The organism is Corynebacterium coyleae (genome assembly GCF_030408635.1).
Lineage (GTDB): Bacteria > Actinomycetota > Actinomycetes > Mycobacteriales > Mycobacteriaceae > Corynebacterium > Corynebacterium coyleae.
This window is the reverse complement of the sequence record NZ_CP047198.1, coordinates 1,225,401-1,240,801: the sequence shown is the minus strand read 5'-3', so window position 1 is coordinate 1,240,801 and position 15,401 is coordinate 1,225,401. Positions and strand designations below refer to the sequence as shown.

Below are 15,401 nucleotides of genomic sequence, written 5' to 3'. Positions count from 1 at the left end.
AACTCACCCACCTCCTAGCTCGAGTACGCGGAATTGATCTCGACGTAGGCGTGCGAGAGGTCGGTTGTGCGCACGGTTGCGCTGCCCGCTCCCCCGGTGCCCAGGTCCACAACAACGTCGATGTCGGCTCCGCTCAAGTCAACGTCGCGGGCGCCCGGTGCGCCGGTCGACTGTTCGCATACGGTCTGACCGTTGAAGGTCACGGAGATGTTCTCCGCATCCATCTCGGCATCGGCCATGCCTACGGCTGCCAGCACGCGGCCCCAGTTCGGATCGGAGCCGAACATCGCAGTCTTGACCAGGCTGTCACGGCCGATCGCGCGCGCTGCGTTGAGCGCTTGTGCATCGTCGAGCGCTCCTTGGACGGTGATCGCGACACGCTTGGTCACGCCTTCCGCATCCGACTGCATCATCGCCGCTAGCTTCGCGCACGCTTCGTGCACTGCGGCGTTGAGTTCTGCTTGCGTTGGGGTCACGCCACTGGCACCGCTTGCCATTGCGACGACCGTGTCGTTGGTGGAAGTCGAGCCATCAATATCCAACGTGTTAAACGTCATGGCACAGGCTTGCTCGAGCGCAGCCTGCAACGTGGCGCTGTCAGCCTTTGCGTCGGTGGTGATGCAGACAAGCATCGTCGCCAGCGACGGCGCCATCATGCCGGCACCCTTTCCCATCGCCCCCACAGTCCAGCCGTCGCCCTTGACGACGGCTTCTTTCGCCACCGTATCTGTCGTCCGAATCGCATCTGCAGCACCCGCTCCATCATCGCCGAGTTGCTTGACGACGACACCGATACCGGCTTCCACCTTGTCCATCGGAAGTGTGTCGCCGATCAGCCCCGTCGAGCAGACCGCAACGTGGGCTGGGTCGACCCCGATGCCTTCTGCGGTCAGGCGCTGCATGGCTTTTGCGTCTTCGTATCCTTGTGCGCCGGTACACGCGTTCGCGTTTCCCGAGTTCACAATCAGAGCCTTAATGGTGCCGCCAGCTGCAGTCTCACGGCTCACTTTCACTGGCGCTGCAAACACTTTGTTCCGAGTAAATACGGCTGCACCAGCAAACTCCGGGCCTTCGTTGACAACCAATGCGAGATCACGGTTGCCAGACGCCTTGATCCCGGCGCTGATACCTGCAGCGCTAAAGCCCTTCGGCGCGGTTACTCCGGTGGTGGTCATGAATTGTTCGTTTTCCTTTCAACAGGGGTGGAGAGTCGTTGTGAAGTGGCGGTTACGGAGCCACCGCAGCTCGCGATAGTCCTGCCCCTTCGTCCCACCCGAGTGCAAGGTTCATGCATTGCACAGCGGCACCACCAGTGCCCTTGGTCAGGTTGTCGATGGCACTCGTCGCCACCAACTTGCCGGCGTGCTCGTCCACTTCAACCTGCACGGCGCACATGTTCGTGCCCACGACATGCTGGGTTTGCGGCTGCGAGCCTGCCGGAAGCAGCCTGACAAACTGTTCTCCCTGGTACGCCTGTTCGTACGCGCTTTTTACCGCCTCTGCTGTAACGCCCTGCGCCAATGGTGCGGTCACTGTGGTGAGAATCCCGCGCGGCAGCGGTGCTAGTACCGGGGTAAAGCTCACGGCAACGCTGGTGCCAGCAACCGACTCAAGGCTTTGTTGGATCTCTGGTGTGTGCCGGTGCGTCCCGCCGACGCCATAGGCTTTCAAGGAGCCCATCGTTTCCGCGCCAAGCAGATCGACATTGGCCTTCTTGCCGGCACCGGATACACCGGTAATAGCAACGATGGTCAGATCAGGCTCCACGAGCCCCGCTTCGAGTGCCGGCCAGGCCGCAAGCGTTGCCCCAGTGGGGAAACACCCCGGGACAGCGACACGGTTTGCCCCCTGCAGGGCGGCCCGCTGACCCGGCAGTTCGGGAAGCCCGTAAGGCCAAGATCCTGCATGCTCAGAGCCGTAGAAACGCTTCCATTGCTCGGCATCGCGCAACCGAAAATCTGCAGCGCAGTCAATCACGACGACGTCCTCGCCGAGAGCCTGACCGATCTCGGCGGAGTGGCCGTGCGGCAAGCCGAGGAACACAACATCGTGGCCAGCAAGCACATCGATTGTTGTTGGCTCAATGACCCGATCTGCAAGTTCCGGCAGATGAGGCATTAGATTGCCGACCTGCTGGCCAGCGTTCGATGCTCCGGTAAGAGCACCGATCTGAAGCGAACCCGCAAGGTAGGCGGGGTGCCCGAGCAGCAGACGGAGAATCTCACCCCCTGCGTACCCGGTGGCTCCGGCGACCGCAACCTTGATCACACTTTCTGACATAGCGGACAGTGTATCAGTTATGCAGTGCGCCGTAAGTTATTCACGGATTAATATTTACCCGCGCATTTCTGCGCCGAAGCGCTCCTTAGCCAACTCGGCTGCCTTGAGGCGAGCCTCCGAGCCTTCCTCTTCCTTCAGCGTGCGATCGGGCGCACGGAAGGCCAGGCCGAATGCGAGAGACTTCTTGCCCTCGCCGAGGGATTCCGAACGGTAGACGTCGAAAAGCGTTACGTCCTCGACAAGCTCACCTGCGCCCTCAACGAGAGTGCGACGGACGTCTTCAGCCGGAACTTCCTCATCGACGACGAGCGCGATGTCCTGGTGCAACAGCGGGAACGACGACAGGCGCGGCGCCGGAAGACGCTCCTCCAGCGGGATCGCAGTCAGGTCGAGCTCCATCGCGCACGTGCGCGCTGGCAGGTTTAGCTTCTCCAGAATCTGCGGGTGCAGCTCGCCAGCATGGCCAACGACGATACGGTCGCCAGCAGCATCGCGGACAGAGAGTTCCGCACAGCGCCCCGGGTGCCACGGCAGAACCTCGGCAGCGACGATGTCGAGTTCAACACCGCATGCGCGGGCGACGATCTGCGCAGACTGGATCGCGTCCGACCACTCATAGGCGCGCCCATTGCCCCACGGCCCCTCGAGCTCGACGTTGCCGAGCGCCACCGTTGCGGCATGCAGATTCTGCTTTGGCAGCGACTGAATAAGTTCTGCGACAACGTCGTCTGCTGGACGCTGGGTAACGGCCGGCAACGGCGAAACATCCGCGCGCTTCTCAGAGGTCTGTGCAACCGAGTAGAGCGCAATATCGCCACGGCCGCGGGCAACATTGCGGCCTGCTGCCTCGAGCATCGACGGCAGAAGCGTCGTGCCCAAGATGCCGTAGTCAGCATCCAACGGGTTCTGCACCTTCACCGTGTTGCGGCGCGGATCGTCTGCGTCGAGCCCCCACACGTCGAACGTGTCGTTGGCAATAAACGGCGTCGGGATGATCTCCGCGTAGCCGGAGTACGCCAGCGCGTGCGTGACCGCGCGACGGCGACGCTGCAGCGGGCTCAAGCCGCGACCACCACGCGGTGTTGGCAGGATCGACGGGATATCGTCGAGTCCCTCAAGGCGCACGACCTCTTCGACAAGTTCCACCGGAACGGTGATATCGGTACGCCATGTCGGCGGCGTGACCTGAAGGTTCTCACCCTCGCCTGCGATAGTGCAGCCGACCTCCTCAAGACGGCGCACAACCGTATCGCGGGAGTAGTCCACACCGATGAGCTCAGACGGGCGCGAGGCACGCATGGCAATCGGCTCACGCGGTTTAACGTCACCGACAAGCGTACGGCCAGCCTCGATCGAGCCGCCAGCGATCTCGACGAGGAGCGCACAAGCGGCATCCAGAGCGACCTCGACGATGGCGGGGTCAACGCCGCGCTCAAATCGACGAGAGGCCTCCGAGCTCAGCTTCAGGCGACGTGCAGTACGAGCAACAGTCAGCGGATCCCAGGTTGCAGCCTCGAAGTGGACGTTCACGGTGTCGTCGGAAATCTCCGACGTCGTGCCACCCATAACGCCGGCGAGGGACTGGATGCCGTTGTCGTCGCTGATCACCACATCGTCTGCGGTCAGCGTCCGCTCAACGTGGTCGAGCGTTTCAAACTTCTGACCGACCTCAGCATTGTGCACCCGTAGGCCGCCGGAGATCTTGTCGGCGTCGAATGCGTGCATCGGCTGACCAAGCAACAGCATGACGTAGTTAGTCACGTCAGTCGCCGCGTTTACAGAGCGAACACCGCTGAGCATGAGTTCACGCTGCATCCAGAACGGCGCCTGTGCCTTCGGGTCGATGCCCTTCACAGTGCGCAGGCCGAAGCGCTGCGCCTTCGTCGAGGCCTCAACCTCGACGGGGATGCTCTCGCCTGCCGGCTCCGGAACAGCAGACATATTAACGCCTGCGATCGACGGATCCTGCGCGACATCCTTAAACGCCAGGTCGAAGGCGGATGCGATCTCACGGGTCAGGCCGCGTGCAGACAGCGCGTAGCCACGGTCCGGGGTGACGTTAACCTCGAACACGGTGTCGCCGGAGCCGAGGATCTCGCGAGCGTCATCGCCCGGGGTCGCTGCCCCCTCCTCCAGTGTGATGATGCCTTCGCTCTTTGTAGCCAGGCCAAGTTCTGCTGCGGACGCCATCATGCCGTTCGAAATGTGGTCGTAGGTTTTGCGCGCGGAGATAGCAAAGCCACCTGGCAATACCGCACCCGGAAGCGACACGATGACTAGGTCGCCTTCCTTGAAGTTTCGCGCGCCACAGATGATGCCCTGCAGTTCACCTGTGCCGTTGGCCTGTCCGACATCAACCTGGCAGTAGCGGATGGGCTTCTTAAACCCGGTCAGTTCCTCGATCTCGGCTACTCGGCCAATGACGAGCGGGCCGGTCACCTCAGGCAGCGGCTCGTAGCCCTCGGTCTCAAAACCGACGCGGACAAAACCGGCGTCCAATTCCTCGTCGGAGGGATTGAAGCCCTGGTTGCCTGCCTGATTAAGCAGGCGGGTGATCCAATTCTTGGAAATAAGCATTCTTGGTTCTCCTTTTACGCCTGCACGCCGAACGGAATAGTGAAACGGACATCGCCTTCGACCATGTCGCGCATATCCGACAGGCCATTGCGGAACTGCAGCGTGCGCTCAAGGCCCATGCCGAACGCAAAACCGGTGTACTCCTCCGGGTCGATGCCAACAGCACGCAGCACGTTCGGGTTGACCATGCCGCAGCCGCCCCACTCAATCCAGCCAGCGCCGCCCTTCTTGTTCGGGAACCAAACGTCCACCTCGGCAGACGGTTCGGTAAACGGGAAGTAGTTCGTACGCATACGGGTCTTGGTTTCCGGGCCGAACAGCACCTTAGCCAGGTGGTCGAGCGTGCCGCGCAGGTGCGCCATCGTCAGTCCCTTGTCCACAGCGAGACCCTCCACCTGGTGGAACACAGGGGTGTGGGTGGCATCGAGTTCGTCCGTACGGAACACACGGCCCGGGCACGCAATGTAGATCGGCACATCGCGCTCAAGCATCGTTCGCACCTGCACCGGCGAGGTGTGTGTACGCATGACCTGCTTGGAGCCTTCTTCGCCAGTGTAGAAGGTGTCCTGCAGTGTGCGGGCCGGATGGTCCGGAATGAAGTTCAGCGCGTCGAAGTTGAAGTACTCCGCTTCAACCTCGGGGCCTTCGGCCACTTCCCAACCCATGCCGATGAAGATGTCGGCGATGTGCTCCGACAGTGTGGTGATCGGGTGCATCGCGCCGGCGTGAGCGCGTGCGGTAGGCAACGTAACGTCAACCTTTTCCTCACGCAGCTGCTTCTCGCGGTGCTCTGCTTCGCGGACCTGGCGCAGCTGGGCATAGACCTTTTCGGCGCGGCCACGCGCCATGTTCACAAAGCGACCAGCGTTCTTACGCTGATCCTTCGGAATGGACCCCAGCGACTTACGCGCCTGCATGATCGGGGACTTCTCCCCCAGGTGCGCGCGATGCGCATCTTCAAGTGCCGCGAGGTCCGCAGCAGCCTCGAACGCAGCAATCGCATCGTCTGCTGCCTGGTTCAGGGCTTCCTCGGTCAGTTCAATATCCGGAAGTTGTGTTGCGTTGTCGGCCACGCTTACGCTCACCCGCGCCTTTCCACAAGTGCTCTGCAGCTCAGGGCGTCTGCAGCGATGTCGGTTCAAAAGCGTCCACCACTTTACCCGTGGAGCCGACACATGAATGCGCGAGGGGGACATGCGATAGGTGTCGGTATCGCGATTACCTTTCGTCTGCGTCGAGCGCCTTGGAGGATTCCCAGAGGCACATGGATGCAGCGGTAGCGAGATTCAGCGATTCCGCGCTGCCCTTAATCGGGATGGAGATCCGGTGATCAGCATTGGTGAGAAGCTCATCGCTAAGCCCGTGGGCCTCGTTGCCAAACAGCCACGCTGTTGGGCGTGCAAGCACCTCGTCCGCTTGCGCGAGGGATGTCTCCCCCGACGCCGAGGTTGCCACCGTAGCTAATCCTGCAGAATGCAGCTGCCCAATTACCCGGTGGACATCACGGTCACGTGCCACTGGTACGTGGAACAACGATCCTGCGGTGGAACGCACCACTTTCGGCGACTCTGGATCGACGGTGTCCCCAGCGAAGATGACTGCATCCGCACCCAGCGCATCTACTAGGCGGATGATCGTGCCTGCGTTGCCCGGGTCGTTGGTCTCCACACACACTGCGACTAGACGGGGCCGGCCCTTGAGGATCGACGGCACCGTCCACAGCACCGGCCTACACACCGCGAAAATACCCGTGTTGGTCACCGCGTCGGCGAGGTGCTGAGCAGCTTTGTCGTTGATGGCATGCGTGTAGACATCCATGTAGCCAGCGGCGCGAACGATTTCCTCGAAACGCTCAGCCGCTGCTTCGGTGACAAACAAGTCTGTTGCTGCACCCGTAGCCACCGCCGCTTCCACGGCGTTCTCCCCTTCCGCGAGAAAAGCTTTTGCTTTGCGACGACCCGCCGCGCGTTTCAGCTTCGCAGCGTTGACCACACGCGGGGTGCGCTCAGTAAACGGCTGCTCAAAATCCAATGCCATGGCCGATACCTTACCGCGAACAAAAACCGCCCCGTCCCACCTGGTGTGGTGGGACGGGGCGGTGTGTCGTCGAAAAGCGAAAGCGCTTATGCGGCGTTCTTCGGAGCGTTGACGTCCTCCGGCAGAGCGTTCTTTGCAACCTCGCACAGGGCGGAGAATGCAGCGAAGTCGCTGACAGCGAGCTCGGCGAGGATCTTGCGGTCGACCTCAACCTCAGCCAGCTTCAGGCCGTGGATGAGGCGGTTGTAGGTGATGCCGTTCATGCGTGCACCAGCATTGATGCGCTGGATCCACAGCTTGCGGAACTCACCCTTGCGCTTACGACGGTCGCGGTAAGCGTAGGTCTGGGAGTGCAGCCACTGTTCCTTAGCCTTGCGGTAGAGGCGGGAACGCTGGCCACGGTAGCCCTTCGCGGACTTGAGGATTGCGCGGCGCTTCTTCTTAGCATTGACTGAACGCTTCACACGTGCCATGAGTCAAACTTCCTTTTCTTATCTCGTAATCGGTTGATTGATCGGGCAGTGCTTAGGACATGCCGAGGAGGCGCTTTGCGCGCTTGACGTCAGCCTTAGCGACGTCGGTGGTGCCGGAGAGCTTGCGGCGACGCTTCGAGGAGAGCTTCTCGTTCAGGTGGCGCTTACCAGCCTGCTCGCGGCGCAGCTTGCCCTTGCCGTTGACCTTGATGCGCTTTGCGGTGCCCTTGTGGGTCTTCTGCTTCATGGTGAAAGCCCTTCAGAGTGTCGGTTATTTCAAAACTTACTTTTTGCCCTTGCGAGCCGGTCCGAAGACCATCGTCATGTTGCGGCCGTCCTGCTTCGGGCGGGACTCGACCACACCCAACTCGCCGATATCCTCAGCGAGACGCTCCAGCAGGCGGTAGCCCAGCTCAGGGCGGGACTGCTCGCGGCCGCGGAACATGATGGTGACCTTGACCTTGTTGCCCTTCTCCAGGAAGCGCTCAACATTGCCCTTCTTGGTCTGGTAGTCGTGCTCATCGATCTTGGGACGGAACTTCTGTTCCTTGACCACGGTCTGCTGCTGGTTCTTACGGGCCTCGCGGGCCTTCTGATCCTGCTCGTACTTGAACTTGCCGTAGTCCATGATCTTGGCCACAGGCGGCTTAGCGTTCGGCGCCACCTCAACCAAGTCGAGATCCGCTTCGTACGCCAGCTTGCGGGCATCATCCGTACGGACAATGCCGACCTGCTCGCCGGACGGGCCGACAAGGCGAACTTCGGGGACGCGGATTCGATCGTTAATCCGAGCTTCAGCGCTGATGAGAACTCCTAGAGACTTCGAGAAACAATGTCGTTGCCGCTCTGGGTCACATTCGGGGTGATCTCACGCGAAAAACCCGCTCACCGAAAAACGGTGGCGGGAGATCGTCCAGGCATGCCAACATCTGGCACACCGTTTGACCCGTATCCAACTCGGCTCAACGCCAGCGGCTTGGGGTGGGATTCACTCCTCTTGTGGCCCGCGCATCCGTGAAATGGACACGCTGGGCGGTGCGAAGTGAATAGTACACGCATTACACGCGTGCACCAAATCGAGCTCTCCTACCCTTTTATCAACACATCCTGGAGGAACTCGCCGGTGAAGGACCCTTCGACCTTGGCCACGTCCTCCGGGGTGCCCTGCGCAACCACGGTGCCGCCGCCTGAGCCACCTTCCGGACCCATGTCAATGATCCAGTCAGCGGACTTGATCACATCCAGGTTGTGCTCAATGACCAGCACGGTATTGCCCTTCTCCACCAGCCCGTTGAGCACCAGCATGAGTTTGCGGATGTCTTCGAAGTGCAGGCCGGTGGTCGGCTCGTCGAGAATGTAGATCGTGCGACCGTTAGAACGCTTCTGCAGCTCCGCGGCGAGCTTCACGCGCTGTGCCTCACCGCCGGACAGCGTGGTTGCGCTCTGCCCGAGTCGGACGTAGCCGAGACCGACATCTACCAGCGTTTGCAGGTAGCGGTGGATCGAGGTGATCGGCTCGAAGAACTCGGTTGCCTCGGAGATCGGCATGTCGAGCACCTCGGCGATGTTCTTGCCCTTGTAGCGCACTTCGAGCGTCTCGCGGTTGTAACGTGCACCCTGGCACACTTCGCACGGGACGTACACGTCCGGCAGGAAGTTCATCTCGATCTTGATCGTGCCGTCGCCACGACACGCCTCACAGCGGCCGCCCTTGACGTTGAAGGAGAATCGCCCGGCCTTGTAGCCGCGAACCTTCGCCTCCTGAGTCTCGGCGAACAGGTTACGAATTTTGTCAAACACGCCCGTGTATGTCGCGGGGTTCGACCGCGGCGTGCGCCCAATCGGGCTCTGGTCCACCTGCACGAGTCTGTCCAGGTGCTCCAGGCCTTCGACCTTCTTCACACGCCCGGGCACTTGGCGCGCACCGTTCAGTTGGTTTTGCAGGGTTTTCGCCAGAATCTGGTTCACCAGCGTCGACTTGCCCGAGCCCGATACACCCGTGACAGCCACAAGTACGCTCAGCGGGATACTCACATCGACGTTGTCTAGGTTGTTCTCGCGGGCACCAACAACCTTGAGCATGCGCTGCTTATCGACGACACGTCGCTGCTCCGGAACCTCAATCTTCTTACGTCCCGCCAGGTAATCACCAGTGAGCGAGTCCTTCGCCTTCAGGATGCCCGCCGGATCTCCCTGGTAGACCACCTCACCGCCATACTCGCCAGCCTTGGGTCCGATATCGACGAGCCAGTCGGCCTCACGGATCGTGTCCTCGTCGTGCTCGACTACAACGAGCGTGTTGCCGAGGTCGCGCAGCTTCTTCAGCGTTGCGATCAGGCGCTGGTTGTCACGCTGGTGCAGTCCAATGGACGGCTCGTCAAGCACGTACAGGACGCCGGCCAAACCGGAACCGATTTGCGTCGCCAAGCGAATGCGCTGTGCTTCACCACCGGACAGCGTGCCGGCAGAGCGCGCGAGCGTCAGATAGTTCAGGCCGACGTCGAGCAGGAAATGCAAGCGCGCCTGGATCTCTCGCAACACTGCACCAGCAATCATCTCCTCGCGGTAGCCCAGCACGAGGTTGTCCAGGTACTCGGAGGCGTCCTCGATGGAAAGCTCCGTCAGGCCCGCGATGGACTTCTCGCCGTGCGTCGTTGATGCGAGACGCACTGCGAGGATCTCAGGCTTCAGGCGGGCACCCTTACAGGTCGGGCACGGCACCTCGCGGGTGAATGCGAGAAGCCGTTCCTTCTGCGTATCCGATTCGGCCTGTTCAAGCTTGCGCTCGATGTAGCCCACAATGCCCTCGTAGGCGGCGGTGTAGGAACGTTGACGGCCGAAGCGGTTCTTGTACCGGACGTTGATCTTGGTCGACGAGCCGTGAATCAGGTGTTTTTGCTGCGTCTTGGTCAGCGAGCTCAGCGGTGCGTTCGCATCAAAACCTTCTTCCTTCGCCAGCGCTTCGATGAGTTTGGTGAAGTACTTCTTGTTCGGGCTCGAGTTCCACGGCTGGAACGCATCAACCGCAGGCGCATCCGGATCGGGAATAATCAGGTCAACGTCGATCTCCTTGCGCATACCGAGACCGTCGCAGGCCGGGCAAGCGCCGAAAGGCGAGTTGAACGAGAAGGCACGTGGCTCATACTCCTCCACGTTGAGCTTGTGCCCGTTCGGGCAGGCCATCTTCTCGGAGAAGATCTGCACGCGCTCCGGATCGTCGGCGTCAAGATCGACAAAGTCGAACCCTACAAGGCCGTCCGCCAGCTTCAGCGCTGTCTCCACGGAGTCAGTGAGACGCTGCTTTTGGCTCGCCTTGACCATCAAGCGGTCCACCACAACGTCGATGTTGTGCTTGATCTGCTTTTCCAACTTCGGCGGGTCGGTGAGTTGGTAGGTCTCCCCGTCCACGTTCACACGCGCATAACCCTGGGCGGCGAGGTCTGCAAACAGGTCCTGGAACTCACCCTTACGCTTGCGCACGATCGGCGCAAGCACCTGGAATTTCGTGCGCTCTTCGTACTCCAGGATCCGGTCAACGATCTGCTGTGGGGTCTGTCGCTCAATCACAGCGTCACATTCCGGACAGTGGGCGGTACCCGCACGCGAGTACAGCAAACGCAGGTAGTCGTAGATCTCAGTAATCGTGCCTACCGTCGAGCGCGGGTTGCGGTTGGTTGACTTCTGGTCAATGGACACCGCTGGGCTTAACCCATCGATGTAGTCGACGTCGGGCTTGTCCATCTGCCCCAGGAACATGCGGGCATAGGACGACAGCGACTCAACATAGCGGCGCTGGCCTTCGGCGAAGATGGTGTCGAAGGCCAGCGAGGACTTGCCCGAGCCCGACAGTCCGGTGAACACCGCCATTTTGTCGCGGGGCAACTCGACATCTACGCCCTTGAGGTTGTGTTCCCGAGCACCACGCACAATAAGTTTGTCGGCCACGTCTTCGCCTTTCGTCGATTCGTACTCCCAAGAAACTACCAACGTCGCGCGCTATACAAACATTCCTTACTACTGTGGCGGGCATGAGTACTTCGCTGAAGCTGCACCAGGTTTCCGTATCCGCCATGGACAACAACTGCTACCTTCTCTCTTCCGGGGAGCAAGGTTTGCTTATCGACGCCGCCGATGAGCCCGACACCCTCCACGCCATGGCCCGCGACGCCAGCGTGGAAATTACCGCGGTTCTCACAACACACCGCCACCACGACCACACCCGCGCTCTGGAAGCAGTGCTGGAGGCAACCGGCGCCACACACTACGCACCGTTTTTGGATGCCCCGGCACTTCCCGTCGCCCCCGATGTGGAACTGCGCGACGGTGACACCATCGAGTTCGCCGGCCATCGCATTCCTGTGGGTATCTTGCGCGGGCACACTCCCGGCGGCGCGTTTATCGCGGTAGACATCGACGGCACCCCGAACCTTTTCGTGGGCGACTCCCTATTCCCGGGGGGCTTGGGCAAAACCCAGTCCGAGGGTGATTTCGTGCGACTCTTCAACGATGTGAAACAGAAGCTTTTCGACGCCTTCCCCGACGACGCAATCGTTCGCCCTGGCCACGGAAAACCCACCACGCTGGGCGCAGAACGGCCGCACCTTGACGAGTGGTGGGAGCGTCGCTGGTAAGTGGCGTTGTGCAATAGGACACAGCTGGCCTGGCGCAAAATCGCTACACTCGGTGGGAGCACAATCAGCTACAAAACGTAAGGATTTGGGTACATATATGATTCGCAAAATCGCACGCCCAATGCTGGCATCGGTCTACGTGATCGACGGCGTTGAGACGTTGTTGAACCCGGCAGCCCACAAGGACTCCGCAAATACTGTCCTGAAGAAGCTGCGCACCGCTGTTCCAGCCGAGTACCGCGGCTTCGTTCCGGAGGATCCGGAATCCGCCGCAAAGATTGTCGGCGGCGTTAAGGCTGGCGCTGGCTCCCTGTTCGCAATCGGCAAGTTCCCGCGCCTGTCCGCCACCCTGCTGGCTGCAACCGCGATCCCGACGGTGATTGGCCGCCACGCATTCTGGGAGGCCGACAGCGAGGAAGAGAAGGCTCGTCGTCGCAGTGGCGCCCTGACCGACCTCGGTCTTGCTGGTGGCGTGCTGCTGGCAACTGTTGATACGGCTGGCAAGCCGAACATGAAGTGGCGTGCACAGAACGCCGCTTCCGTTGCGCAGAAGAACATCAAGCAGGCGCTGCCGACCAAGTCTGAGACCGAGAAGGCCTTTGACAAGGCTGGTGACTGGTTCTCTGACCGCACCGACCAGGTTGCCGATTACATCGACGACAACAAGGGCGACTGGAAGAAGGCCGCTTCCAAGGCCGGCGATACCGCTAGCGACTGGTTCGACGACGCTAAGAAGCAGGCTTCGAGCTTCCTTTCCGACGCTGGTGACTGGCTCGATGACGCTGCAGACAAGGCAGAGGGCAAGGTCGATGACCTGAAGCCGTCGAAGATCCAGCAGTTCAAGGCGAAGCGCAAGGTCAACAGCGTTGTTGGTGACCTGCAGGATCAGCTCAACGATCTGCAGCCGTCTACTCTGGACAAGTTCAAGGCGAAGCGCAAGGTCAACAAAGCAACCGCGAAGGCTCAGGACAAGGCGCAGGGTGCCATCGACAAGCTGGAGAAGGCTTGGGACAAGCTCGATGCTGATCCGTCCTGGATCACCAAGCTGAAGTGGAAGCGTAAGGCCAAGAAGGCTGAGAAGCGCGCGAAGAAGCTGGTGAAGAAGGCTCAGAAGAAGCTCAGCTAAGCACTGAACTTAGTTGAACGTTACGGCCCCGAGACGTTGGGAATATTTCCCGCCTCGGGGTTGTTTGTTTTGGGGATGCAGGATTTACAGCACAATCTTTCACCTGACCCCGTCGCCGACGAGCAGTCTCACGCGGATACGTTGTTCGCACACCTCGACGCCGAGGTGGCTCGTGCCCGTGCGAGGCTCGAAGAGGTTCAGCGTGATGTTGACCCGGACAACCCGGATTCGGACGCTCTTGTGCGGCGAGAAACTGAGTACCACGGCCTCAATGCCAAATTGGACACGCTTGGCGTTGCTGAAGCCGGGCTTGTCTTTGGGCGCATTGACGTTGCAGACGATGAGCCCGAAAATCCAGTGCCGGGGCGTGAGGATTTGGACCGGCGCTACATTGGTCGACTCGGCATTGACGACCGCGAGGATAACTACCGCACGTTGTTGCTCGATTGGCGTGCCCCGCTCGCACGCCCCTTCTACCTTGCGACGACCGCCCACCCAGAGGGCGTGGAGACGCGCCGAAATATCCGCATGCGGGGGCGCAAGGTTACTGCGGTAGATGACGAGGTGCTGTCCGGCGACAACGCAGACACATCGGTGGCCGGGGTTGGCTCTGAGGCTGCGCTTCGCCGTGCGATGAATGAAGCGCGCACGGGTCATATGCGCTCAATCGTGGAGACGATCCAGCGCGAGCAGGACGAGATCATCCGCGATCCAACCCGCGGCGTGATGGTTGTACAGGGCGGTCCGGGTACGGGCAAGACTGCGGTTGCCCTGCACCGTATTGCCTATTTGATGTACACGTGGCGCGAGCAGCTCAGCCGCACCGGCGTGCTTATCGTGGGTCCGAACCCGGCGTTTTTGGAGTACATCTCCCGTGTGTTGCCGGAGCTCGGCGAGACTGGCGTAGTGCTTTCCACTGCTGATCAACTCGTCCCCGGGTTTACGCCTACGGGCAGCGATTCGATCGCGGCTCGGGAGGTGAAGGGGTCGGAGGAGATGGTGACGATTCTCAAGCGCGCCGTGCAAGCCTACGAAACTGTTCCCGACAAGCCGGTCGTGCTGACGATTGATTCAGTAGCCATTGAGGCCACGCCCGCCATGATCAAGGCCGCGCGCACTCGCGCACGTCGCTCCCGCCGGCCGCACAATCAGGCGCGTCCGTTCTTTGCAGAACACCTCACCCAATCGCTGGCGGAGGCTCTGGCCCAAAAGATTGGTGAAGATCCCCTCGGTGGTGCCAACCTGCTGTCTGCTGCAGACGTAGATCAGCTCCACGATGACCTCGCCGATGAGCCACAGGTGCTAGCGCTTATCGACGAGCACTTCCCCGAGCTCGACCCCACCGACCTACTCGGTGAGTTCCTCACCGATGAGGATGCGATTGCGCACGCTGCTTACGACTACGACGACTACACACGTGCGGCGCTGCTGCGCTCCCCGGAGGAGGACTTCTCCCCCGCCGATACTGCACTTGTGGACGAACTGGCGGTGCTGATCGGCACCGTCGATCCGGAAGAAGCCCGCCGCAAGGAAGAAGCCGAGTGGCGCGAACTCGTGGAGGAGGCCGAAGACGCGCTGGATATCCTTGCCTCGTCCGAGTCCACCGATAACGATGACGACCAGTTTGAGGCGGAGATTCTTTCTGCGGCTGACGTGATCGACGCAGAGACGCTCGCTGCTCGTCAGCGGGTCACTGATAATCGTTCTACCGCGCAGCGCGCCAGTGCGGATCAAACATGGGCCTATGGACACATCATCGTCGACGAGGCGCAGGAGTTATCCCCAATGGAATGGCGCATGGTGTTTCGCCGGTGCCCGGCAAGGTGGATGACCCTTGTCGGAGATACCGCGCAGACTTCCTCGCCAGCAGGCGTGGACGATTGGACCGCAGCACTCGAACGCTTTGTGGGTCAGCGCTTCCGTCTCCACGAGCTGACGGTGAACTACCGCACGCCGAAGGAAATCTCAGATTATGCGGCGGAAGTTCTGACACAAATTGATCCGGAGGCGACTGCACCGACGGCAATCCGATCCACCGGCATTCCGGTTGATTTTCTGCCGGCAGGTGCGGAGGTCGTCGACAAGCGGGATGGGTTGCATGCGGTGATCGATGTGCACAACGTCGACGAGATGAAAGGCCTCGAATTCGACCACGTCACCGTGGTGGAGCCACAAAAAATCGTAGAGGCCTCGCCACAAGGGTGGCAAGACCTCTACGTCGCTGTCACCCGCGCCACGCAGACGCTGACGGTGATCGGGAACTAAGCGGGAAACCGC

General features: G+C 60.9%; 12 protein-coding genes. 3 read left to right on the top strand and 9 right to left on the bottom strand.

Features of this window, described 5'->3' with window-relative positions; genetic code table 11:
• Window positions 1-14: 14 nt before the first annotated feature.
• The 9 genes from argJ to uvrA form a co-directional block, all read right to left on the bottom strand.
• The gene (argJ, locus tag CCOY_RS06045) at window positions 15-1,175 is read right to left on the bottom strand and encodes a bifunctional glutamate N-acetyltransferase/amino-acid acetyltransferase ArgJ (protein WP_092102467.1); all 1,161 of its coding nucleotides are present in this window, start codon (window positions 1,173-1,175) and stop codon (window positions 15-17) included.
• 52 nt (window positions 1,176-1,227) lie between these two features.
• A complete protein-coding gene (gene argC, locus CCOY_RS06040) occupies window positions 1,228-2,280 on the bottom strand; it encodes an N-acetyl-gamma-glutamyl-phosphate reductase (RefSeq protein ID WP_092102464.1) in 1,053 nt (350 codons plus the stop codon).
• 54 nt (window positions 2,281-2,334) lie between these two features.
• On the bottom strand, window positions 2,335-4,857 hold the full coding sequence (gene pheT / locus CCOY_RS06035; protein ID WP_092102461.1) for a phenylalanine--tRNA ligase subunit beta: 2,523 nt from the start codon (window positions 4,855-4,857) through the stop codon (window positions 2,335-2,337).
• Between the two features lie 14 nt (window positions 4,858-4,871).
• Entirely contained in the window at window positions 4,872-5,942 is a 1,071-nt protein-coding gene (gene pheS / locus CCOY_RS06030; RefSeq protein ID WP_244268721.1) for a phenylalanine--tRNA ligase subunit alpha, read from the bottom strand.
• A 133-nt stretch (window positions 5,943-6,075) separates the two neighbouring features.
• The gene (locus CCOY_RS06025) at window positions 6,076-6,894 is read right to left on the bottom strand and encodes a TrmH family RNA methyltransferase (RefSeq protein WP_070422915.1); all 819 of its coding nucleotides are present in this window, start codon (window positions 6,892-6,894) and stop codon (window positions 6,076-6,078) included.
• 86 nt (window positions 6,895-6,980) lie between these two features.
• Window positions 6,981-7,367 (bottom strand): 50S ribosomal protein L20, encoded by a 387-nt coding sequence (rplT, locus tag CCOY_RS06020; protein WP_070422916.1) that lies wholly within the window; start codon window positions 7,365-7,367, stop codon window positions 6,981-6,983.
• Between the two features lie 52 nt (window positions 7,368-7,419).
• On the bottom strand, window positions 7,420-7,614 hold the full coding sequence (rpmI, locus tag CCOY_RS06015; protein ID WP_070422917.1) for a 50S ribosomal protein L35: 195 nt from the start codon (window positions 7,612-7,614) through the stop codon (window positions 7,420-7,422).
• Between the two features lie 36 nt (window positions 7,615-7,650).
• Window positions 7,651-8,172: a translation initiation factor IF-3 gene (infC, locus tag CCOY_RS06010; protein WP_083279489.1), complete on the bottom strand. Its 522-nt coding sequence runs from the start codon at window positions 8,170-8,172 to the stop codon at window positions 7,651-7,653.
• A gap of 281 nt (window positions 8,173-8,453) precedes the next feature.
• Window positions 8,454-11,312: an excinuclease ABC subunit UvrA gene (uvrA, locus tag CCOY_RS06005; RefSeq protein WP_092103086.1), complete on the bottom strand. Its 2,859-nt coding sequence runs from the start codon at window positions 11,310-11,312 to the stop codon at window positions 8,454-8,456.
• An 83-nt stretch (window positions 11,313-11,395) separates the two neighbouring features.
• Between uvrA and CCOY_RS06000 the strand changes: the two genes are divergently transcribed.
• From CCOY_RS06000 to CCOY_RS05990, 3 genes are all read left to right on the top strand, one after another.
• Window positions 11,396-11,998 (top strand): MBL fold metallo-hydrolase, encoded by a 603-nt coding sequence (locus CCOY_RS06000; RefSeq protein ID WP_070828610.1) that lies wholly within the window; start codon window positions 11,396-11,398, stop codon window positions 11,996-11,998.
• Between the two features lie 97 nt (window positions 11,999-12,095).
• Window positions 12,096-13,124: a DoxX family protein gene (locus CCOY_RS05995; protein ID WP_070422920.1), complete on the top strand. Its 1,029-nt coding sequence runs from the start codon at window positions 12,096-12,098 to the stop codon at window positions 13,122-13,124.
• Window positions 13,125-13,199: 75 nt separating this feature from the next.
• The gene (locus tag CCOY_RS05990) at window positions 13,200-15,389 is read left to right on the top strand and encodes a HelD family protein (protein WP_070422921.1); all 2,190 of its coding nucleotides are present in this window, start codon (window positions 13,200-13,202) and stop codon (window positions 15,387-15,389) included.
• The last annotated feature ends 12 nt before the right edge of the window (window positions 15,390-15,401 follow it).

Bases quoted from the DNA above. Each gene is read 5' to 3' on its own strand.
- argJ (WP_092102467.1), bottom strand. From the start codon at position 1,175: ATGACCACCACCGGAGTAACCGCGCCGAAGGGCTTTAGCGCTGCAGGT.
- pheT (WP_092102461.1), bottom strand. From the start codon at position 4,857: ATGCTTATTTCCAAGAATTGGATCACCCGCCTGCTTAATCAGGCAGGC.
- CCOY_RS05995 (WP_070422920.1), top strand. From the start codon at position 12,096: ATGATTCGCAAAATCGCACGCCCAATGCTGGCATCGGTCTACGTGATC.
- CCOY_RS06000 (WP_070828610.1), top strand. From the start codon at position 11,396: ATGAGTACTTCGCTGAAGCTGCACCAGGTTTCCGTATCCGCCATGGAC.
- CCOY_RS05990 (WP_070422921.1), top strand. From the start codon at position 13,200: ATGCAGGATTTACAGCACAATCTTTCACCTGACCCCGTCGCCGACGAG.
- rplT (WP_070422916.1), bottom strand. From the start codon at position 7,367: ATGGCACGTGTGAAGCGTTCAGTCAATGCTAAGAAGAAGCGCCGCGCA.
- CCOY_RS06025 (WP_070422915.1), bottom strand. From the start codon at position 6,894: ATGGCATTGGATTTTGAGCAGCCGTTTACTGAGCGCACCCCGCGTGTG.
- rpmI (WP_070422917.1), bottom strand. From the start codon at position 7,614: ATGAAGCAGAAGACCCACAAGGGCACCGCAAAGCGCATCAAGGTCAAC.
- argC (WP_092102464.1), bottom strand. From the start codon at position 2,280: ATGTCAGAAAGTGTGATCAAGGTTGCGGTCGCCGGAGCCACCGGGTAC.